Annotated in this window: 20 protein-coding genes; 10 read left to right on the forward strand and 10 right to left on the reverse strand. The window is 63.3% G+C overall.

Annotated elements, in window-relative coordinates; genetic code table 11:
- Positions 1 to 1,317, reverse strand: a complete 1,317-nt coding sequence (locus tag KSS93_RS18440; protein WP_217885401.1) for an MFS transporter — start codon at positions 1,315 to 1,317, stop codon at positions 1 to 3.
- A gap of 262 nt (positions 1,318 to 1,579) precedes the next feature.
- Here KSS93_RS18440 and KSS93_RS18445 point away from each other — a divergent pair, with 262 nt between their 5' ends.
- Both KSS93_RS18445 and KSS93_RS18450 read left to right on the forward strand, forming a co-directional pair.
- Positions 1,580 to 2,449, forward strand: a complete 870-nt coding sequence (locus KSS93_RS18445; RefSeq protein WP_217885402.1) for a LysR substrate-binding domain-containing protein — start codon at positions 1,580 to 1,582, stop codon at positions 2,447 to 2,449.
- Between the two features lie 241 nt (positions 2,450 to 2,690).
- The gene (locus KSS93_RS18450; RefSeq protein WP_217885403.1) at positions 2,691 to 3,065 is read left to right on the forward strand and encodes a DUF2784 domain-containing protein; all 375 of its coding nucleotides are present in this window, start codon (positions 2,691 to 2,693) and stop codon (positions 3,063 to 3,065) included.
- Here KSS93_RS18450 and tam read toward each other — a convergent pair.
- Positions 3,042 to 3,818, reverse strand: a complete 777-nt coding sequence (gene tam, locus KSS93_RS18455; RefSeq protein WP_217885404.1) for a trans-aconitate 2-methyltransferase — start codon at positions 3,816 to 3,818, stop codon at positions 3,042 to 3,044. The two genes, KSS93_RS18450 and tam, sit on opposite strands and share 24 nt — an antisense overlap.
- 132 nt (positions 3,819 to 3,950) lie before the next feature.
- On the opposite strand from tam, the gene KSS93_RS18460 reads away from it, so the two are divergent.
- Positions 3,951 to 4,409, forward strand: coding sequence for a FecR family protein (locus KSS93_RS18460; protein ID WP_217885405.1), 459 nt, complete (start codon positions 3,951 to 3,953; stop codon positions 4,407 to 4,409).
- 58 nt (positions 4,410 to 4,467) lie between these two features.
- Here KSS93_RS18460 and KSS93_RS18465 read toward each other — a convergent pair whose 3' ends face one another.
- Positions 4,468 to 5,874 (reverse strand): amino acid permease, encoded by a 1,407-nt coding sequence (locus KSS93_RS18465; protein ID WP_217885406.1) that lies wholly within the window; start codon positions 5,872 to 5,874, stop codon positions 4,468 to 4,470.
- A gap of 429 nt (positions 5,875 to 6,303) precedes the next feature.
- On the opposite strand from KSS93_RS18465, the gene KSS93_RS18470 reads away from it, so the two are divergent.
- From KSS93_RS18470 to KSS93_RS18485, 4 genes are all read left to right on the forward strand, one after another.
- Positions 6,304 to 7,728: an aminotransferase-like domain-containing protein gene (locus tag KSS93_RS18470; protein WP_217885407.1), complete on the forward strand. Its 1,425-nt coding sequence runs from the start codon at positions 6,304 to 6,306 to the stop codon at positions 7,726 to 7,728.
- A gap of 144 nt (positions 7,729 to 7,872) precedes the next feature.
- The gene (locus tag KSS93_RS26740) at positions 7,873 to 9,363 is read left to right on the forward strand and encodes a methyl-accepting chemotaxis protein (RefSeq protein ID WP_217885408.1); all 1,491 of its coding nucleotides are present in this window, start codon (positions 7,873 to 7,875) and stop codon (positions 9,361 to 9,363) included.
- 632 nt (positions 9,364 to 9,995) lie between these two features.
- The gene (locus tag KSS93_RS18480) at positions 9,996 to 11,828 is read left to right on the forward strand and encodes an S-type pyocin domain-containing protein (RefSeq protein ID WP_217885409.1); all 1,833 of its coding nucleotides are present in this window, start codon (positions 9,996 to 9,998) and stop codon (positions 11,826 to 11,828) included.
- Entirely contained in the window at positions 11,825 to 12,103 is a 279-nt protein-coding gene (locus KSS93_RS18485) for a hypothetical protein (RefSeq protein WP_217885410.1), read from the forward strand. Before KSS93_RS18480 ends, KSS93_RS18485 begins: the two co-directional genes overlap by 4 nt.
- A 74-nt stretch (positions 12,104 to 12,177) precedes the next feature.
- Here KSS93_RS18485 and KSS93_RS18490 read toward each other — a convergent pair whose 3' ends face one another.
- From KSS93_RS18490 to KSS93_RS18500, 3 genes are read right to left on the reverse strand one after another with little or no spacing between them, the layout of a single operon-like run.
- The gene (locus KSS93_RS18490) at positions 12,178 to 13,200 is read right to left on the reverse strand and encodes a histone deacetylase family protein (protein WP_217885411.1); all 1,023 of its coding nucleotides are present in this window, start codon (positions 13,198 to 13,200) and stop codon (positions 12,178 to 12,180) included.
- On the reverse strand, positions 13,200 to 14,441 hold the full coding sequence (locus KSS93_RS18495) for a Zn-dependent hydrolase (RefSeq protein WP_217885412.1): 1,242 nt from the start codon (positions 14,439 to 14,441) through the stop codon (positions 13,200 to 13,202). The genes KSS93_RS18490 and KSS93_RS18495 overlap by 1 nt, the downstream gene beginning before the upstream one ends.
- 27 nt (positions 14,442 to 14,468) lie before the next feature.
- A complete protein-coding gene (locus KSS93_RS18500; RefSeq protein ID WP_217885413.1) occupies positions 14,469 to 15,773 on the reverse strand; it encodes an MFS transporter in 1,305 nt (434 codons plus the stop codon).
- Between the two features lie 288 nt (positions 15,774 to 16,061).
- Between KSS93_RS18500 and KSS93_RS18505 the strand changes: the two genes are divergently transcribed.
- A complete protein-coding gene (locus tag KSS93_RS18505; RefSeq protein ID WP_217885414.1) occupies positions 16,062 to 16,967 on the forward strand; it encodes a LysR family transcriptional regulator in 906 nt (301 codons plus the stop codon).
- 747 nt (positions 16,968 to 17,714) lie between these two features.
- On the opposite strand, the gene KSS93_RS18510 is transcribed toward KSS93_RS18505, so the two are convergent.
- From KSS93_RS18510 to KSS93_RS18520, 3 genes are all read right to left on the reverse strand, one after another.
- Positions 17,715 to 17,888, reverse strand: a complete 174-nt coding sequence (locus KSS93_RS18510; RefSeq protein ID WP_217885415.1) for a hypothetical protein — start codon at positions 17,886 to 17,888, stop codon at positions 17,715 to 17,717.
- The gene (locus KSS93_RS18515; RefSeq protein WP_217885416.1) at positions 17,885 to 18,022 is read right to left on the reverse strand and encodes a hypothetical protein; all 138 of its coding nucleotides are present in this window, start codon (positions 18,020 to 18,022) and stop codon (positions 17,885 to 17,887) included. Before KSS93_RS18515 ends, KSS93_RS18510 begins: the two co-directional genes overlap by 4 nt.
- 237 nt (positions 18,023 to 18,259) lie before the next feature.
- Complete coding sequence (locus KSS93_RS18520) at positions 18,260 to 19,114, reverse strand: LysR family transcriptional regulator (RefSeq protein WP_217885417.1); 855 nt, start codon at positions 19,112 to 19,114, stop codon at positions 18,260 to 18,262.
- A gap of 90 nt (positions 19,115 to 19,204) precedes the next feature.
- Here KSS93_RS18520 and KSS93_RS18525 point away from each other — a divergent pair, with 90 nt between their 5' ends.
- Positions 19,205 to 19,651 carry a multidrug/biocide efflux PACE transporter gene (locus KSS93_RS18525; RefSeq protein WP_217885418.1) on the forward strand — a complete coding sequence of 149 codons (447 nt, stop codon included), beginning with the start codon at positions 19,205 to 19,207 and terminating at the stop codon, positions 19,649 to 19,651.
- A gap of 15 nt (positions 19,652 to 19,666) precedes the next feature.
- Here KSS93_RS18525 and KSS93_RS18530 read toward each other — a convergent pair whose 3' ends face one another.
- Positions 19,667 to 20,353 (reverse strand): FadR/GntR family transcriptional regulator, encoded by a 687-nt coding sequence (locus tag KSS93_RS18530; RefSeq protein ID WP_217885419.1) that lies wholly within the window; start codon positions 20,351 to 20,353, stop codon positions 19,667 to 19,669.
- A gap of 96 nt (positions 20,354 to 20,449) precedes the next feature.
- Here KSS93_RS18530 and KSS93_RS18535 point away from each other — a divergent pair, with 96 nt between their 5' ends.
- On the forward strand, positions 20,450 to 21,193 hold the full coding sequence (locus KSS93_RS18535; protein ID WP_217885420.1) for a FadR/GntR family transcriptional regulator: 744 nt from the start codon (positions 20,450 to 20,452) through the stop codon (positions 21,191 to 21,193).
- Positions 21,194 to 21,260 lie beyond the last annotated feature (67 nt).

Here is a 21,260-nt window from a genome sequence, read left to right on the forward strand (position 1 = left end):
TCAAGTGCGCACGGGCTTGATGGCCATGCTGGTATTGGGGGCCACGTCATTGGCCTGGGGAGCGCTGGCCGGGCGGCTGTTCCAGTGCGGCAGCAGCACCAGCGCCGAGAACAACGCGGTGCCGGCAAAGATGATGAACACCGTGACGCTGTCGAAATACCCTGGCAGCAGGCCGCCCAGCACCGCGCCCACCGAGCCGCAGCCGTTGACGAAACCGGCGGCCGTGGCGCCGGCCTTGGCGGTGCCGAAGTCGATGGCCGCCGCGCCGCTGATCATCGAGTCGGGGCCGTACAGGGTCAGGCCCATGACGAACAGCAGCGCCACCACCAGCAGCACGCTGCCGCTATGCATGGCTGCCATGAACAGCGCCAGGGTGACGGTAAGCAGCAGCAGGCTGATCACGCAGGCCGGCATGCGCCGGGCACCGAACAGCTTGTCCGAGGCCAGGCCAATGATGATCGGCCCCAGCAACCCGGCAAGCTCAAAAGCCGTGGGAATGATTGCCGCGCCCACCTTGCCCACCGAAGGCATCTGCTCGAAGACGATCACCGGGCCCCACAGCAAGATGGCGTAGCGCGCCGGCTTGAGCATGAAGTAGGCCAAGCCCAGGGTCAGCACCGTGCGGTTGCGCAGGATGTCGCGCAAGGGCGCCCACACGCTGCACAGGTTGCCGCCAGGGGCCATGCTCTGCGGCTCGGGCTCTACCGCCGGCAGGCCGACATCCTCGGGCTTGTTGCGCTGGAACACGAAGAACAGCACCGCCACCAGCGCCACCACGGCGGCACTGGAGAAGAACGCCGCATGCCAGTTGCCCACCAGGGTATAGGCCCACCAGCCGGCGAACGGCGAGGCCACCAGCCCGCCGAAGGCGTAGCACGAACTCCACAGCCCCAGCACGCGCCCGCGCTGCGCAGCCGGGAAGAAGCTGCCGATGTTCTTGCACAACCCGGCCCAGCCGGTGGACTGCGCCAGGCCCTGCACCAGCATGCAGGTGGCGAAGATCGGGAAGGTCGCGTAGCTGCCCATCACCACCGCTGCCGCTGCTGAGATGAGCAGCCCGCCAAACACCACCACCCGCGGGCCGAAGCGGTCGGCGAGCATGCCCCAGGTGAACTGGCCCACCGCGTAAGCGGCCAGGTAAATGGCATCGAGGTTGGCCATGGCGGCCTTGTCGAGCATGAACGAAGGGTCCTCGCCGATGCCAAGCTTGGCCACCGAGAACGCCTTGCGGGTGAAGTAGAAGGCGGCATAAGCCAGCCAGGTGATGGCGAAAATCTGCATGCGCCACCGCTTGATGGCGCCCAGGGATGCATTCATGTGGTTCTGACCTCTTGCGTGAGTGTGCCGGCAGAATGTGAAGAAACGCCTGTCTTGTTGTTGTGTTGCGCACTGCATGACGGAGGGACGTCGATTGGTCAGATGGCCCGGCCGGCCTGGCGTGGCCGGGTGAACCATGGCCCGGGGCCGGCGCTGATGGCGGCGCCCCTGGGTTGAAACAGATGGAAACAGGTGCTGACTGATAAATAAAATCGACTTATCGTATTTCACTCATAAGTTCAGCTTGTAAGTGGAGTGCTCGATGCCGGTTTCCCACGCTCAACTCAAGGCCTTCCATGCGGTTGCCGAACAAGGCAGCTTCACCCGTGCGGCGCAAAAACTGTTTCTGACCCAGCCGGCGGTGTCCGATCAGGTGCGCAAGCTGGAGGAGCGTTATGGCGTGTTGCTGTTCCAGCGCAACAAGCGCTCGGTGCGCCTGACCGACCTGGGCGAGCGCCTGCTGGGCATTACCCAGCGCCTGTTCGCCTGCGAGGCTGAAGCCGAAGAGCTGCTGCAGGATTCGCGCGCCCTGCACACCGGCAGCCTGGTGCTGGCGGTGGATGCGCCGGTGCATGTGCTGCCGCAGGTGGCGCGGTTTTGCCAGCGCTTTCCGGGTATTGAGGTGAAGATCGAGACCGGCAATACCGACGAGTCCCTGGCCCGGCTGTTCAGTTACCAGGCCGACCTGGCGCTGCTGGGCCGTGATGTGGACGACGAGCGCCTGCACTGCGTGCCGCTGCGCCGCGACCCGATGGTGGCGTTCGTCTCGCACAACCACCCCTGGGCCAGCCGCGGGCAGATCAGCCTGGCCGACCTGGACGACACTCCGCTGGTGCTGCGCGAGCCCGGCTCGGTAACGCGCCAGACTTTGGAAGAAGAAATGCAACGTGCCGGCCTGCGCGTTCGCCCGGCGATTCAGGTGGAAGGCCGCGAAGCGGCGCGCGAGGCGGTGGTGGTGGGGATTGGCGTGGGGGTGGTGTCAGCTGCCGAGTTCGGCGCCGATGCGCGGGTGTGTGCGCTGCCCATCGTCGATTGCCAGCGGCATCTGACCGAGACGCTGGTGTGTTTGAGCGAGCAGCGCATGCGCCGGGTGGTGGCGATGTTTCTGGAGGTGGTGCGCGAAAGCGTTTGATGCCTGTGGGAAAACTGCATTGTGCTGCCTGAACCGGCCTCATCGCCGGCAAGCCGGCTCCTACAGGATCGCGCGAAGCCTGAACCAAGCGCCGTACCTGTGGGAGCGGCTTTAGCCGCGAACACCGGCGCAGCCGGTGCCATGCAACGCGTCGCTTGCATCGCTGGCAAGCCAGCTCCTACAGGGGGGCGGGTAAATCTGCTCTAATACGCGCCTCTCAAACCATCGAAGCTATCAAGCCATGTTCTACCGCCTCGCCGCCGACGCCCTGGTGCTGTTCCACCTGAGTTTCATCCTGCTGGTGCTGTTCGGCGGCCTGCTGGTGCTGTGGCGCCGGCGCGCGGTGATCGTCCACCTGCCGGCCCTGGCCTGGGGCGTGGCGGTCGAATGCCTGCATCTGGAATGCCCGCTCACCCAATGGGAAAACCGCCTGCGCTTTGCCGCAGGTGACCACGGCTACCACGGCGGCTTCGTCGAACACTACATCTGGCCACTGATCTACCCCGCCGGGCTTACCCCGCAAATCCAGCTGTGGCTGGGCAGCTTCGTCGCCCTGCTCAACCTGGGCATCTATGGCTACGTGCTGTGGCGCCTAACGCGTCGCCACCACAAATAACCGCGGGAACGGCAGCAGCACCTTGCCGTCGGTGGCCGCCGGGTAATCTTGTTGCATGGCTTGCAGGTACAACTGCAGAAAGTCCTGCTGTTCCTGCTCGTCCAGCCTTGCCAGGTAAGGGCGCAGCGCCGAACCCTTGAACCATTCCACCACCGCCTCGGCACCGCCGGCCAACGGGTGATGGTAGGTGGTACGCCACACATCCACACGGGCGCACAACGGGCTGAGCAGGTCGTAGTAGAACCCCGCAGTGTGCCGCGGCGGCAGGCTGAAGTCGGCGAACTTGTCGGCCCATGGCCCACGGGCGGCGATTTCGCGCAGTTGCCGGTGCGCCGGTTCGTCGAGGTTGTCCGGGGTCTGTACGGCAAGGCTTGCACCCTCGCTGAGCTGGCGTACCAGGTGCGGGTACAGCGAGCCATGCTCAGGCACCCACTGCAGCGAGGCGTTGGCCAGGATCAGGTCCTGGGGTTCGCTGGCCGACCAGGCTGAAATATCGGCGATTTCGCAACGCACCCGTGGAATGCTCAGGCGCGGCCGCTGGCGGGCCTTGTCGATCATGTCGGGGTCGCTGTCCAGCGCGTTTACCTGGGCGTCGGGGCAGCGCTGCAACAACACCTCGGTGGAGTTGCCCGGGCCGCAGCCCAGGTCGGTGGCATGGCGCACCGGACGCGCAGGCACAGCGGCCAGCAGGTCGCGCACGGCGCGGGTGCGTTCGTCTTCGAACAACGAGTACTGGGTGGCGGACCAGGCCATGGCTGGGGCTCCTTGCTTGGCGGTGCGCTTAGCATAAGCCAGAAACGCCTCTATTGCGGCGCCCAGGCCGGCTCCTGCAGGGGGAACCTGCCAGCTATGCTTGGGGTCAGTCCCTGCATGCCATCGCCCTCGATGAAAACCACCCTCGCCCTCATCCTCCTCGCCCTGGTCGGCGCCTCTGCGCTGCTCGGCTCGCCGTGGATGCGCCAGCGCTTCGAGCTGGCCGACCTGAGGACCGACAGCCAGCAGCAGATCAGCCGCCACCTGGAGGACGGCAGCTTGTTGGTACTGCGCCCCGACACTGCGGTGGATATCGAGTACAGCCCGCAGCAACGGCGCCTGACCGTGCTCACCGGCGGCATCTACCTGGAGGTGGCCGCCAGCGACCCACGCCCGCTGCTATTGGTTACCGACCATGGCACCCTGGCCATCCACGCCGCACAGCTGACCCTGGACCGCCTGCCCGAACAGACCCAGGTCAGCGTGCAGGCCGGCAGCGCCGTATTGCAAAGCGGCGGCCGGCAGATTCACCTGGGCGCGGCCGACGCTCTGAGTTTCGATGCCTCAGGCCCGGTACGCCCCAGCCCCTGAAACGCAAAACGGCCGGGCCCCGCGAAGGGCCCGGCCGTTTCAGGTAACGCAATAGCGCTTAGTGCTGCTTGGCGCTACGGATCTGATGCACCACACCCATGGCCACCACGACAGCTGCTGCAATGCCGGTGGAGATCACCAGGATCTGGTAGTCAGGCATGAACGCCATGGTCACCAGGGCCGCCACGATGAAGGCGATCACCAGGTAGGTCAGCCACGGGAACAGCCACATCTTCAGGCGCACTTCCTTGCCTTCGGCAATCAGCTTGCGGCGCATGCGCAGCTGCGAGAAGGCGATCACCAGGTACACCAGCAGGGCGATCATGCCGGTGGTGTTCATCAGGGTCTCCAGCACGTCTTTCGGGCGCAGGGTCTCGCTGAAGTTGATCAGCGCGCACACCACCGCCACGGCGCAGGAGCCGATGATCGCGTACACCGGCACGCCGGTGCCGGCGCGGGTGATCTTGAAGAACGACGGCGCATCGCCACGCTGGGCCAGGGAGAACAGCATGCGCGAGGCGGTGTAGTGGCCGGAGATCAGGCAGCTGCTCACCGAGGTCAGCACCACGAAGTTCATCAGCAGCTCGGCGTGGGGCACGCCGAGCAGTTCCAGGGTGCGGCGGTAGGCGCCGTAGCCGGAGACGCCCAGTTGCGGGTCGTTCCACGGCACCAGGCAGACGATCAGGAAGATCGAACCGACATAGAACAGGCACACGCGCCATACCACCGAGTTGGTGGCCTTGACGATCTGGGTGGCCGGGTCCTTGGCTTCGGAGGCCGCGATGGTGACGATTTCGGCGCCCAGGAAGGCGAACATCACACCCAGCAACGCACCGATCACCGTGGTGATGCCGTTGGGCATGAAGCCTTCGGCGGTCAGGTGGGTGATACCACGCACTTCACCGAACTGCCAGATGTTCATCACCGCCGCAGTACAGACGATCAGGAAGCAGACGATCGCCACCACCTTGATCAGCGCGAACCAGAACTCGAACTCGCCGTAGTGCTTGACGTTGAAGAAGTTGACGGTGATCAGCACCAACGTGGTGGCCAGCACGAACACGTTGACGCTGACGTCAGGGAAGAAGCCGTGCAGTATCTTGCCGGCGACATAGGCTTCCCAGGCCATCAGGATCACCCAGTACCACCAGTACAGCCAGCCGATGGTGAAGCCGGCCCAGCGGCCGATGGCGCGGTCGGCGTAGGTGGAGAACGAGCCGGTGTCTGGCGAGGAAGTCGCCATTTCACCCAGCATGCGCATGATCAGCACCACCAGGATGCCGCCGGCCAGGTAGGCCAGCACTGCAGCAGGGCCGGCGCTGTGGATGACGCTGCCGGACCCGACGAACAGTGCGCCGCCGATCACCCCGGCGATCGACATCATGGTCAGGTGACGCGATTTCAGCGAGGCACTGAGCTTGCTCTCGTGCTCGCCTTTCGCGGTGGATGTAGATGTTGCGTCCATCAGTTGTGTACCCCGTGCTTCTTTTTATCCAAGGAAAACTGTGAAACCCCGATGGTTATCGGTCTCACCTGTACATCAGTGCTGGTGCGGGCAGGGAGGTGTGCAAAGGCACACGCAGGCCATCCGTGGCGGCCTGCTTACGCCGTCAGAGGTTGCCCCCTGAACGAACTGAACCATGCTGGGGCCGGGCCGAAGGCGGCCGACCGGGCAGAAAGAAGGTGCGAGGCATGCCTCGACGGTAATGCAGCGATGTTGTGATTGTTCATGACGCTGGTACGCGCTGTGTTGGATATATCTGACACGTAATGTAAAAATGTCTGACACAGAGAGCCATGCACAGTGGCATGAAATCCGCACTGCACTGTACAGGCCGCCAATGCAATACACCCTGCAGGCGCTTGGCGATACGCACCCCTGAAGGCACCCTGAATGCTCCAGCTACACCCGGACTCCCCTACCCCGCTGGTCAACCAGATCATCGACGGGTTGCGCGAACTGATCGACAACCAGACCCTCAAGCCCGGCGCGAAGGTGCCGTCGATCCGTGCCTTCGCGTCCACCTATTCGGTGAGCACCTTCACCGTGGTGGAGGCCTACGACCGGCTGGTGGCCCAGGGCCTGCTGGTGAGCAAGGGCAATGCGGGGTTCTTCGTCAATCGTGCGGCGAACGAGCTCTTGGACAGCCAGAACGTCGAGGCCGACACCTCGCGCCCGATGTTCAACTCCGAATGGTACCTGCAGCAGATTTTCGAGACCCGCCAACTGCCCTACAAACCCGGCTGCGGCTGGCTGCCCAACGACTGGATGTACGAAGAAGGCCTGCGCCGCGGCATGCGCCAGGTGGCCGGCAGCCCGCTGGAGCTGTCTGGCTACGGCGACCCCATGGGCCTGCCCGAGCTGCGCGCGCTGACCGCGCAAAACCTCACCCAGGAGCTGTCGATCGTTGCCAACCCGGCGCAGCTTATGCTGACCCACGGCGCCAGCCAGGCCCTGGACCTGGCGGTGCGTACCCTGGTGCGCCCGGGCGACGTGGTGCTGGTGGACGACCCCGGCTACCCCAACCTGATGAGCATTCTGCGCACCCAGGGCGCCACCTTGGTGGGCGTACCGCGCACCCCGGCCGGCTACGACCTCGACCAGCTCGAGCGCCTGCTGGCCCACCACCGCCCCACGGCGTTCTTCACCCAGCCGCACCTGCATAGCCCGACCTGCTCGCGCACCCCGCTGGCGCAACTGCACCGCCTGCTGCAGTTGGCCAGCCAGCACGGCTTCCGGCTGGTAGAGAACAACCTGTACGCCGACATGATCGCCGACCCGCTGCCGTGCCTGGCCAGCCTCGACCATCTGCAACAGGTGGTGTATGTCGGCAGCTACTCGAAAAGCATCTCGCCCAACGTGCGGGTGGGTTACCTGCTGGCCAACCCCGAACTCACCCAGAAGTTGCTGCACCTGAAAATGCGCTCGGGCCTGACCACCTCGCAGGTGATGGAGCGGGTGGTGTACGCCGCGATCATCGACGGGCGCTGGCGCAAGCACCTCAAGCGCCTGCGCCAGCGCCTGGCCGACGCCCACCAGGAAGTCGGCCGGCACCTGCACCGGCTGGGCTTCGAGTTGTTCATCGAGTCCGACGAAGGCATGTACATCTGGACCCGCCACCCGGCCATCCCCGACAGCACCGCGCTGCTGGATGACGCGCTGGAAAAAGGCATCATGCTCGGGCCCGGGCAGTTGTTCATGGTCGATGCCAAGGCGACCGGGTGGATGCGCTTCAATGTGGCGTTCAGCACCGACCCTGCGATGTGGGAGTTGCTGGAGAAGGTGATGGTCAAGCATGTGCGCCGGGGTGCGTTGTAACTGAGGCAGCGTCCCCGTGTAGGAGCCGGCAAGCCGGCTCCTACACGGGGACGCACCTGCTGCACCACACACCCATTCGCATGCCCTCCTTGGAACAATAGTGGCAAACGGCTACGCTCTGCATGACCCCACGGAGCCCCGCCCATGCCCCACGCCGCCCGCTTTTACCAGCACTACCGCAAGGCCGACCGGATCATGCTCGGCCTGACCTGGCTGATGCTGGTGTTTTCACTGGCTTTGGCGTTCTGGCACGACACCCTGATTCAATCCCTCGTCATCGGCGGCGCTACCTGCCTTGCGCTGACCGGGCTGTACCGCGCCATTGGCGGCACCCGCCCGATGCGTTGCTGCCTGGCGGTCGGCCTGATGCTCATGGCGGCGCTGCACATCAACCAGGCCGAAGGCATGATCGAATCGCACTTCGGCATTTTCGCCCTGCTGGCGGTGCTGACCTTTTACCGCGACTGGCTGCCGATCCTGGTGGCGGCGCTGACCATCGCCCTGCACCACGTGATCTTCCATGTGCTGCAGCACCAGGGCTACCCGGTGTTCGTCATGGCTCACCATGGCGGCTGGGGGATGGTGATGGTGCACGCGTTCTACGTGGTGATGGAGACCATCGCCCTGCTGTACCTGGCCGTGCACGCCCGCCGGGACGCCGAAGAGAGCCAGGACTTGCTCGACAAGATGCTGCTGAGCACGTCGCAACTCACCCGCGAAACCGCTAAAGAAGGCGCGGCGCACGTCCCGCTGGCCCAGCGCTTCGAGCGCTTTCTCGGCCAGATCACCGACCTGGTGGATGGCGTGGTGCGCGACTCGCAAGGCTTGGGCGAACTGGGCCAGGAGCTGGCCAAGACCAGCAGCACCCTGGAAAAAGGCGCCCGCCACCAGTTGAACGAAATCGCCCAGGTAACCGGCTGCATGCAGCAGATGGGCGACGCCATGGGCCACATTGCCGAACACGTCGAACACGCCGCCGAACACGCAGGCCAGGCCAGCGCCCAGGTAAGCCGCGGCCAGGACAGCGTCAACCGCGCCCAGCAGGAGATCACCCAACTGGCCTCGCACCTGCAAGGCACCAACGACACCGTCGAGGCCTTGGCCGGGCAGGCGCAGCAGATCGGTACCGTGCTGGAGGTGATCAGCAGCATTGCCGAGCAGACCAACCTGCTGGCGCTGAACGCCGCCATCGAGGCCGCCCGGGCCGGCGACCAGGGGCGCGGCTTTGCCGTGGTGGCCGACGAGGTACGCAACCTGGCCAAGCGTACTGCGGTGTCCACCCAGGAGATCAGGGCGATCATCCAGGCCCTGCAACAAGGTAGCCGGCAGGCGGTCGAGGCCATGCACGACAGCCGCCAAGGGGTGGAGCGCTGCGTCGAGGACAGCCAGTTGGCAGCGGCGATGCTGCTGGCGGTTAGCCGCGATATTGCGCAGATCGACTCACTCAACGGGCAGATCGTCACCACCACCCGCGAGCAGTCGGCGGTCAGCCAGGAAATTGTCGAGCGCTTGCAGTCGGTGCAGGGGATTGCCAGCGGCACGGCTCAGGATATGGAAACCCTGGCCTCCAGCAGCCGCCGGCTGCCGCCGATCGCCAGCCGGCTGGATGCGCTGGGGAAGACCTTTCACCCTTGAGATCGGGCTGGGGTCTTGGCGGGTGAACCCGCTCCCACAGGGCCGCGCGGTATCTGTAGGAGATCACCCAGCCCTTTCGGGCTGCGCTGTCGCGCAGAGAACTGGTCTCGTAGATGCGCCACGGTCTCTGTGGGAAGCGGCCTTGTGTCGCGATGGGGCCGGCACCGGCAGTGCAAGGCCTGCGGGCCTCATCGCCGGCAAGCTGGCCACTACAGGTTCAATGCAAACCTGAAGGTGATGCGGTCCCTGTGGGAGCGGGTTTACCCGCGAACACCGGCAAAGCCGGTGCCATCCATCGCTGCGCCAGCTATTTACCTTGCTGCCTGTTCACGAGCAGCCGTGGATAAGCACATCGCCCGGTAAACCCCATCCCTTTCCAATTGATTGCGTCCAGGGCTGCCAGGTGCTCGCCTGGGCGTCTTGCGTATTCACTCAGTTGCCCCTGACGCAAAGCCAAATCACACATGCATACCAGAACAGTCCTACAGCCAAGATCAATAGGCGCTGACTGTTAACGCTCGGATCGAATCCTCAGAATCAAACCCGCCAGAAGTTCGCAGAAGGCTTTCTATCTGGATACCGAAGCAGTCGATAAACCTTACATCTGACGAAAACCATTCGATGGAGCTGATATGCAAGGACCGGTCACTCTCCCCCCTATACTGATAACCCCCGATCATCCCAGCTACAAAAACAACCATGTGACACTGCCAAATTTTTCATTTGGCTCAGGTTCGCTTCTCAGCACGTCGCAAGACATACGCAAAATGAGCCCTGGCGGCCCTCAAAACTTCTTGTCATTAAAGCTTCTGGCGCTCGTTACCCATAACGTCTCCTCAATATCACTCAGCGACCAAAAAACAGCGAATCAAAAAAAGGTAACACAAGCCCTTTCAACACCCGCATCAACTGAAACTCATCCCCTGAGCAATCTGATAGCCCAAAGAAGTACCGTACTGAACCTGATTCAAAACGCACAGCTTGAACTTCCAAGCCTGGAAATGGACGCCAAGGCGTTCTACGGCGAAAACCCATTCCAAACCGACATCACCAAGGCCTCCGACTCCTTCCAGGCTCGCGCGGTAAAAATCGACAAGCGCTCGACCGGCCCGGCGCATGAACAACTGGTCAAAAGCTATAACGCTGCAATCAACCTCGCGCTAGCCGAACAAACCATTGCCCTCTCTCAGCAAGCTCTGGCCGATCTGAATAGCAAAATTGAAGCACTTGAAGCCGCAGCGCAGGTTGAAGCGGAAATTGACCGTATTGCTGCTGAAGCCGCCGCGCAAGCTGAAGCCGCACGCATTGCTGCTCACCATGAACTCATGCGCCAGGCGAACACGTTTTCCGCAGCCGGAGCAGCTGCTATCGCAGGCCCACTGCTCGTTACCCCTGCCGGCACGGTGCTGTCGACACTCTCCCTTCTGGGCGAGATCAAGGCTTCCATCACCGCCTTGAAAGGGCTTGGCTCGGGTGTTCTGGCTGGGTTCGCGGTGGGAACATTCGCCATGCTGTATCCATCACGCCTGGGTAACGGCGAACTCCCGGCACGCTATGTGTTACAGACCCCGCTCGCCGAGCTGGACCCTCACCTTGCCTCGACGCTGGCCAACGGCAGCGCGGCAACGCCCCTGGTCGAGCTCCCCTACCGCTTCGGCTCGAAACCAGGCGAGGCCGGCAGCTCGGAAATATTCACCGCCACCAGCGACGGCCAGCTCGTACCGCCGCAGGTACGCGTGATAGCAGCGACCTTTGACACCCAACGCAATCTCTACAGCGCCACCACCGCCGATGTTCCGCCACGCACGCTGACATGGACGCCGGTGGTTACACCGGGCGACGCTTCGACCGTTACGCCAATCGAGCACATAGAGCCACCGGTGTATGAAGGTGCAACGCTGAAGCCGGTCGAGGCGAGAGTCGACAGTTATCCTGGCCTTGGCGATGCGAGCTGGGATGACTATGTGATCGTTTTCCCGGCGGATTCAGGGTTGCCGCCTTTGTACGTGCTTTTCAACTCGCCTTATCCTGGGGCGACGACAGTGGGCGCTTACAGCGGACGACCGTACAATCCCGAAAAAGCGGGAGGTCCGATTGAGAATCTAGACTGGCAACAAGCTGATATCACGCGAGAGGGAGTAGACTTGGTGATATTACACACCAATCGGTTTCCTGTGTCCGATGCGAATAGAATCATGATTGGTCGACTTGAACAAATTCTCCGCGGCGAGCTCGATATAATCGACACAGACAAGCGATTTTACACCCACGAAATCAGGGAACTAGAACGCTTTCGTGCACTGGGCGTTGAGGACACCACCCTGCCGATGGATCGTGGGGAGACTTGGAACAATACCCACGCAGCGTCACTAGAGGATTATAAATTACACTCTAACCCAGAGCTCCTATACACTCCGGAAGCTTTGGATGCTGACGACTTGCAAATCAAAAGGGAGTACCCATGAACAGCATTCACGATGTAATAAAAAACGAAACACCCACTGACGTCATACTGTTCATAACTGGGAATAATTCGATTTCACACCCACACCTTGACAGGCTCTACAATCGTAACGACTGGATATTTGTCGGCGATTGCCTAGGCCTAATAAATATTATTAAGGAGATGATCAATCAAGGGTTAATCGAAGAAAAGGGTGGCGGCTACATCAAGGGCCCAAACTGGCGAGAACCTGAATTTATCACCCTAAAAAAATACAACTTGAACTCTAGCAGTTAAGCACTTTTAAACTTTGAGCCGGAACCCACCAACAACAATCCGCCGGCAGCACAGCACGCTGCCGGCTCAGAGGTTTACCGCCATTCCCCCTTATCCGCAAAAAACGCCCGCGCATTGGCCTCCAAACTCTCCAGGTGATACCCCCCCTCCTGCACAATCAAACACGGCAACCGCAACCCGCGAATCTGCTCACCCAAACGGGCAAACCCTGCGGTGGTCACCGCCACCTTGCTCTGCGGGTCCAGCTCGTAGATATCGAAGCCCAGCGACAGCACCAGCACCTCGGCGCCGAAGTCCTTCACTGCGGCCAGGGCCACCTCCAACTGGGCCATGAAATCCGCCTCGCTGGCGCCATGGGCCATGGGCAGGTTGAGGTTGTAGCCCTGCCCCGCGCCGCTGCCGCGCTCATCCTCGAAGCCGGCTACGCCCGGGTAGAAGTTGGTCGGGTCGCCATGCACCGAGACGTACAGCACATCATCACGGTCGTAGAAGATTTCCTGAATGCCCTGCCCGTGGTGCATGTCGGTGTCGAGGATGGCCACCCGGCGATAACGGCTGCGCAAGGCCTGGGCGGCCACGGCGGCGTTGTTGACGTAGCAGAAGCCGCCGGCGGCGTCGAAGCGCGCGTGGTGGCCTGGCGGGCGGCACAGGGCATAGGCGGCAGGCTCGCCGTCGAGAATCGCCTGGGCGCCGGCCACGGCGCTCTGCGCCGACCAGTAGGCGGCGTGCCAGGTGTGCTCGCCTATCGGGCAACTGCCATCGGCCAGGTAACGCCCGGCCTGGGCGAGGATGCCGCGCAGGGCGTTGGGCTCGCGCACAAAGATGTTGGACATTACCTCGTCGCCCCAGTCCTCAGGCACTTCCTTCCAACGTGCGTGGGCTTCTTCGAGGAACGCCAGGTAGGCTCTGCCGTGCACAGCTTCAAGCGGCGCCAGGCCGGCATCGGCTGGCTGGCGAATGTCAAAACCAAGACCTTTGGCAGCCTGCAGCAGGCGTTGGGCGCGCTCGGGCACTTCCTGCGGGGTGCGCATGGCGCCGCGGGAATAGTAGCTGCGCGGGTGGTGCAGCAGCTGTTCGGGATGGAAGTAGCAACGCATCAGGCTTCTCCTTGTGCAACCTGGCCGGCGCGGGCCAGCACGGCATTGAGCAATACATCGACACCCTGGCGGGCATCTTCGGGCAGCACGTCTTCGGCCTCGTTATGGCTCAGGCCACCGACGCAGGGGATGAACACCATGGCCGTCGGGCAGTAACGGGCAAGCAGAATGGCGTCGTGGCCGGCGCCACTGACGATCGGCTGCTGGGCGTAACCCAGGCCGTCCACCGCCTGCTGCACCGCCGCCACGCAGTCGGCATCGAACGGCGTGGCCGGGCTGACCCAGTGGCGCTCGATGCGCACCTGCAGGCCGCGTTGGCTGGCGATGGCCTGCAGCTTGAGGGCCAGGTCCTGCTCCATGGCCTCGATAGCCGCGTCACGGTGGTGGCGCAGGTCGACAGTAAAACGCAGCACGCCGGGGATGGTGTTGCGCGACGACTTGGCGATGGACAGCTCGCCGACGGTGGTCAGGCCCTCGGGGGCAAAATCGGCAGCCAACTGCTCGACCGCCTGGATCATCCGCGCGGCGCCATACAGGGCATCCTTGCGCAGCGCCATCGGCGTGGTGCCGGCGTGGGCAGCCATTCCTTCGACCGTGACGTCCAGCCAGCGAATGGCCTGGCCGCCGCTGACCACACCGATGGCCTTGGCGTTGTCTTCAAGGATCGGGCCCTGCTCGATGTGCGCCTCGAAGTAAGCGTCTACTTCACCCCCCAGCGGGCGCTGGCCGGCGTAGCCGGTGCGGCGCAGTTCGTCGGCCACGCTGATGCCGTCGGCGTCGCGGATAGCCAGGGCCTGCTCCAGGGCCAGGCTGCCGGTGAACACCGCCGAGCCGAACATGGCCGGGGTGAAGCGCGCGCCCTCCTCGTTGGTCCAGACCGCGACTTCCAGTGGTTTGCGGGTTTGGATGCCAAGGTCATCGAGGCGGCGCAGCACCTCAAGCCCGGCCAGCACCCCATAAACGCCATCGAAGCGGCCGCCCTCAGGCTGGGTGTCGAGGTGGCTGCCCATCATCACCGGGGCGGCCTGCGAATCTGTGCCGGCGCGGCGGGCGAACAGATTGCCGATGGCATCCACGCTCAGGGCCAGGCCGGCTTCGCGGCACCAGTGGCTGAACAGTTCGCGGCCGGCCTTGTCTTCGTCGCTCAGGGCCAGGCGGCAGCTGCCGCCGCGGGCGGTGGCGCCGACTTCGGCCATGGCCATCAGGCTCGCCCACAGGCGTTCGCCGTTGCATTTCAACATTGCAGGTACTCCAGGCAAATCAGGGGTTCAGGCCAGTTCGAGCTGGCGGCTACGGGCGTATTGGCGCGCCAGGGCCAGCACGCAGAGCAGCGAAATGGTGGCGATCAGGGTGTAGAACACCGCCATCGGCCACCACTGGCCGGTAAAGCGGTGGGCCAGCCAGGTGCCGATCAACGGCGTCAGGCCACCGGCGATGGCGCCGCAGATCTGGTAGGCCAGGGAAATGGCGGTGTAGCGCACGCGGGTGTCGAACATGCCGCTGACGTAACCGGCAATCACCGCGTAGAACGAGGCCATGCAGGCCGCCGCCAGGGCGATGCCCAGCACGATCAGCGGGCCTTCGCCGCTGCTGACCAGCACGAACATCGGGTACGGCGAGGCCATCGCCAGCAATGCCACCAGGGCCAGAAAACGCGTGGCACCGAGTTTTTCCGACAGCCACGCCGCCAGCGGCTGCACGCAAAACTGGATGCACGCCACGAAGAACAGGCACTCGAGAATCAGCGAACGCTCCAGGTGCAGTTGCTGGGTGGTGTAGCTGATCATGAAGGTGTTGGTGAAGTAGACCCCGGCAATGCCCAGGGTGTTGGCGCCGATGCACAGCAGCAGCGGCCGCCAGGCAGTGCGCAGCACCTCGAACACCGGTGCCTGCTCCTTGCGCCGGGCCTTTTCGGCGTGCTCGCGGCTGGCGAGAAACTCCGGCGACTCATTGACCCCCAGGCGAATCGCCAGGCCCACCAGCAGCAACAGCGCGCTGGCCAAAAACGGCACGCGCCAGCCCCAGCTCATCAGCTCTTCTTCCGGCAGGCGGGTGACCGCGCTGAAGGCCAGCAGCGACAAAATCAACCCGGCCGGGCTGCCCAACTGGGCGAAGGATGCAAAGAAATTGCGCCGGCCCTTGGGCGCATGCTCGCCGGCCATCAGCACTGCACCGCCCCACTCACCACCCACGGCAATACCTTGCACCACCCGCAGGATGATCAGCAGCACCGGCGCGGCGGCGCCGATCTGCGCATAGGTGGGCAACAGGCCGATGCACACGGTGACCACGCCCATCATCAGCAGGGTGATGATCAGCGACTTCTTGCGCCCGATGCGGTCGCCGATATGGCCGAACACGATACCGCCCAGGGGCCGGGCGAAAAAGCCCACGGCAAAGGTGCCGAAGGCGGCCATGGTGCTGAACAGGCTGTTGTCGGAGGGAAAGAACAAGGCGCCGAACACCAGCGCGGCGGCGGTGGCGTAGATGTAGAAGTCGTACCACTCGATCATGGTGCCGATGAACGCGGCGGCAGCGGCGCGGCGTGGTTGGGGCGAAGCGACGGGCTTCATGGGGGTGGCTCCTTTGCTTGTTTTTTTGGCAGGAGTTGGGGGCACGGTTTGCGCTCTTTTGGCGCTTGGCCTGTTCGTCGGTTCTGGGCTCTTCGCGGGCAAGCCCGCTCCCACAGGGTTTCACAGGAGCAGCAGGCGGCGCCCTACCTGTGGGAGCGGGCTTGCCCGCGAAGAGGCCAACAGCGATGTCACAGGCCTCAATGACTGCGATTTTTCGGCCCACCTCTATGATTAGTCAATTTTCTATTTATTATTCGAATTATTAACCCTACTTATATCGAGCCTGTCATGCCCGACCGCCTGCTCAACGACCGCCTCGACTGGAACCTTCTGCGCACCTTCCGGGTGATCGGCCAGGAGTTGTCCATCAGCCGCGCCGCCGCGCGCCTGCACCTGACCCAACCGGCGGTGAGCCAGGCGCTCAAGCGCCTGGAGGAACAACTGGGCCGCCAGCTCATCGCCCGTCGCGGGCCGCGCTTCGTGTTGACCGAGGTGGGCGAGCAGTTGTTTGCGTTGGCTGGCGAGGTGTACGGGCAGATGTCGCAGATCGGCGGCCTGCTGGAGCAACCGACGGACGAGCTGGTGGGCAAGGTGCGGCTGTTGATGATCAGCCGCATCGTCAGTGAACGCTTCGACAACTTCCTGGCCGAGTTTCACCGCCAGCACCCGCGGGTGGAGCTTGAGATCGATGTGATGCGCAGTTCGGACATTGTTGCCGCGCTGCAGGAGAAGACCGCCACTGCCGGCCTGAGCCTGAACCGTCGGCCGCAGCCGCGCCTTGAGCAGCGATTGTTCCTGCGCCAGCGCTATGCGTTTTTCTGCGGCCGGCACCATGCCCTGTTCGGCCAGCAAGGGGGCGACCTGTTGCGGGAGAACTTCGTCAGTTTTACCAGTGACCAGATTGGCGGGATGCTCTCGCCGCTGACCATTTTCCGTGACCAGCAGGGGTTTGCCGGGCGGATCGTTGCCTCGTCGCCGAGCCTTGAAGAGGTACGCAGGCTGGTGATCGCCGGGTTTGGCATCGGTTGCCTGCCGGAGCATGTGGTTGCGCCGGATGTGGCGGCGGGGCTTTTGTGGAAGCTGCCGCCGCTGGAGGGGATTGCCGATGTGGATATTCACCTGTTGTGGAACCGGGAGCAGCGGTTGAGCCGGGCGGAGGGGGTGTTTATTGAGGCGTTGCAGAGTGGGGCTTGAGGGGGCGGGTTCGGGGCTTTAGGGTGATTGCGCTGGGAGATGTATGCGCATTCGTTGACGATATACGCTTTTCGTCACCTTTCCGCCCTTACGGCGGGTTACTTTGGTCGCGGCTCGGCGCCCCCGGCCAAAGTAACCAAAGCCGCCCTGCTCCCATCATCCGGCCCCCTACGCTGCGCTTCGGGGGTTCCCTCGCTCCGGGCTTGCTCCGGAGGTACGCGCCGACGGGCCGTCCCTGGCCCGATCGGCGCTCGACCGGCATCCATGCCGGTCGCCCTCCTACGCAATCCCTACGCTCGGCCTCCTGAAGTCGCGATTTGTGTTGCCTGAACTATTGCGCGCTTAGAAGCAAGATCAAGAGCCAGATCAAGAGCCAGATCAAGAGCCAGATCAAGAGCCAGATCAAGAGCAGAGATATTGGTTTAGTTATTATTGATGTGTCGTTTGTTCGGGCCCTATTGCCGGCTTGCCGGCGATTGCAATCCTGAGGTCCCACAAATGCAACTAGCGGTTAGCTGCACCAGTGCAGGCGCCGCCCCTAACTTCGCGACTTCAGGAGGCCGAACGCAGGGATTGCGTAGGGGGGCGACCGGCATGGATGCCGGTCGAGCGCCGATCGGGCCAGGGACGGCCCGTCGGCGCGTACCCCCGGAGCAAGCCCGGAGTGAGGGAACCCCCGGAGCGCAGCGCAGGGGGCCGTATGAATGGAGCGAGGATTTTTTGGTGACTTTTTGATCCTTCAAAAAGTTACCCGCCGTAAGGGCGGAAAGGTGAATAAGCGTCACTACAAATAATGAATTCGCGCACAACTCTCAAACCAACTAAACCAACTAAACCAACTAAACCAACTAAACCAACTAAACCAACTAAACCAACTAAACCAGATTCAACAGAGTCAACAAAAATACCAGCCCCTTTCACACCACAATCGCCTCATGCAACTCAATAACAGGCACCTCCCCCTCAACCCGCCGCCCGGCCAGCCACTCCCTCATCCGCTGAGCATCGAAAATCTGCCCCTCGTCCATCATCCACAACACCAGCGCCTGGGACATCCGATAACTCCCACACAACGCACAGCAGCGCTGCTCAAACCCCGACGGGCATTCGACGCTTTGCGCCTGCCCCGCACAAATCAGACAACTCATATACAACCCCCATGGCTTTTTTTGTTGGAAGGGAGCAGCCCTCAAAACGGCTTGCAGTACGTAAGAGTGGCTGTTTCTGCCAGAAATTCCATGCACGAAGCTGACCAAAAGCCGCCAACAGCCACAAAAACCAAAGAACTGGCCTCAACTCTCCAGCACCTGCCCAAGCAACCACTGCCCAGCCACCCCCAGCGGCGCCTTGCGCGACCAGGCCACATCGATGTCGACACTACGCGGGTAACCCCGTACCTGCAGCTCCACCAGGTCCTTGCCAAAGCGCTCGACCATCACCCTGGGCAACTCGGCCCAACCAAAACCACGGCCGGCAAACTCCATCAAGGTCAGGTAGTCCGGCGCCGACCAGGCCTGGCTGCTGGCCGGCTCGCTGCTGCGCGCATAAGTGCGGATGAACAGCTGCCGCTCGCCCTTGAGCTGGCCCGGCGTCACCTGCGCCAGCGCCGACAACGGGTGGCTGGCCGCCACGTACACGCCGAACTGCGCCTGACCGGCCAGGCGCTGCGCGGCGACGTCCGCCGGGTAGCCAGCCTGCGCCGCAAGAATCGCCAGGTGCGCCTGGCCGGCCTGGACCATGTGGATGGCATCGGCATCCTCGGCAGGCCCGCAACGCAGTTCGGTGTCGGGGAAGCGCTCGGCGAAGCGGGCCACCACATCGCCAAAAAAGATCGGGCTGTAGATATCGGTGGCAACCACCGAAAGCAACGGCTCGACCTGCGCCGCCAGGCGCATGGACAACGCGTCCAAGCGTTCGCTGGCAGCGAGAATCTCGTCCACCCGCGCCAAAACCAACCGCCCCGCCTCGTTGAGCTGCGGATGGCGGCCACTGCGGTCGAACAACTGGCAGCCCACATCCGCCTCAAGGTTGGCGACGGCGATGCTGATCGTGGACTGGCTCTTGTTCAGCTTGCGCGCGGCAGCCGAGAACGAGCCCAAGGCAACGGCCTCGACAAACGCCACGAGGGATTCCGGTGAATAACGCATGTATAGATAAAACCGATAGCTGTTATGTGTTCAGTATCAATTTTATCAACGAGCATGTGAAGCATCATTTGGCTCAACGCAGGTGCAATCATGCAAGGCAACCGTGTCTCCCTCACTGAACGGCTTACCCACGCCATCGGCTATGAAATTGGTGCGGTGGTGTTGTCGGCCCCGGTCATGGCCTGGGTGTTCGACAAACCGATGGAAACCACCGGCGCCCTGGCGCTTGTGATATCGCTGATCGCCATGGGCTGGAACATGGCCTACAACGCGCTGGTCGACCGCTTCGTCAGCCGGCCCCGCTCGCAGTGGAGATTTACCAACCGGCTGCTGCACGGGCTGGGGTTCGAAGGCGGGATCATCGTGCTGTGCCTGCCAGTGGCGATGTGGATGCTGGATATCGGCCTGGTCACGGCCTTCATGCTGGAGGCGGGTTTCTTCGTGTTCATCCTGCCGTACACCGTGCTGTACAACTGGGGCTTCGACAAGCTCAAGCAGCAGTTGTCGGGCAATGGTAGCGGTGCCCAGACCTCCTGAACCGCGCAGCCTTCTCTACGTTGCCGATGCCCGCGCCCGCACCAGGCAGTTGGTCAGGTGCAGGCGCATGGCCGCCCGTGCCACCTCGGCATCCCCGCTGGCGATCGCAGCGTACACCTGCTCACGCTCACGCACCTGCTGTGCCTCGCCCGGCAAAGGCGCGGCCTGTTCACCGGCGGCCACCAAGGTGTTACCCAGGTGCGTCATGCTGTCGATGAAGAAGCTGTTGCCGGTGCTCTGGGCAATCTGCAGGTGGAACGCAAAGTCAGTGCGCGTGCACGGCGCCTGCCCGACAAGCCGGGCCTGGTCCAGTGCCGTACGCATGGCCAGCAACTGCTCTGCAGTGGCGCGTTGCGCGGCGATTGCCGCGGCCTCCACCTCCAGGCACAGGCGCAGCTCAATGATTGCGACCGCATTGTAAGCCTCACCCATGTCAGGGCTGGCGGCCTGGAAGTCGCCGGCAGGAAAGGCATCGACGACGAAGGTGCCGATACCCCGGCGGGTTTCCACCAGGCCCTCGGCCTGCAGGCGCGACAGCGCCTCGCGCACCACGGTACGGCTGACCCCCCGGGCCTTGGAGAAGGCGTCCTCGGTGGGCAACTTGCTGCCCGCAGGCAACTCGCCGGCAAGAATCTGCTGCGACAGATCCTGAACCAGTTGCTGGGCAAGGTTGAGGCGTCGTTCGGGGGTAGCGGATGCCATTGCAAAGGCCCATTCAAACCGGAAGATGCTGGATTATACCCGCAGCCTTGCAGCAAAACGCTCTATAATGCCCGCTGTACACACATGAGCAGAACAATGCCGGATCAAACCGCTACCGCCCTGCAAAAACCGCGTCGCCTTGCCGAACAACTGGTTGAACGCTTTGCCCAGCGCATGCGTGAAGGCGTCCTCAAACGCGGCGACAAACTGCCCACCGAAGCATCGATCATCCAGGCCGAAGGCGTCAGCCGCGCCGTGGTACGTGAGGCGCTTTCGCGCATGCAGGCGGCAGGCCTTGTGCAAACCCGCCACGGCGTGGGCACCTTCGTGCTCGACATGCCGGCACCTGAAAGCTTCAACGTCGGGCCTGCCACCATCGGCCTGCTGAGCGACGTGCTCGACCTGCTGGAGTTTCGCCTGAGCCTTGAGGTGCAGGCCGCCGGCATGGCCGCCGAACGGGCCACGCCGCAGGCGCTCGAAGAACTTGCCCAGGCGCTGGACGCCCTGATGCAGGGCCCGGAGAAGTCCGGCAGCACCACCAACGCCGATTTTCAGTTCCACCTGAAGATCGCCAAGGCAGCCGGCAACCAGTACCTGATCGACATCATGAAGCACCTGGGGACCAAGATGATCCCGCGCACCCGGATGAACTCCGCCTACACCGGGCAAAGCAACCGCAGCACCTACCTGGCCGGCATCAACGCCGAGCACCAGCAAATCTTCGATGCCATCGCCAGCCGCCAGGTAGATGCCGCCCGCGCGGCCATGTACCTGCACCTGAGCAACAGCCGCATGCGCCTGCGCGAGGCGCAGCAGGTGCAGGCGTTTTATGGCGAATGACCTGCCCACCTGCAGGGGCAACTGTCTTGTGCTGGCTGTGCCGGCCTCATCGCCGGCAAGCCGGCTC

The organism is Pseudomonas xanthosomatis, from assembly GCF_019139835.1.
GTDB lineage: Bacteria > Pseudomonadota > Gammaproteobacteria > Pseudomonadales > Pseudomonadaceae > Aquipseudomonas > Aquipseudomonas fakonensis.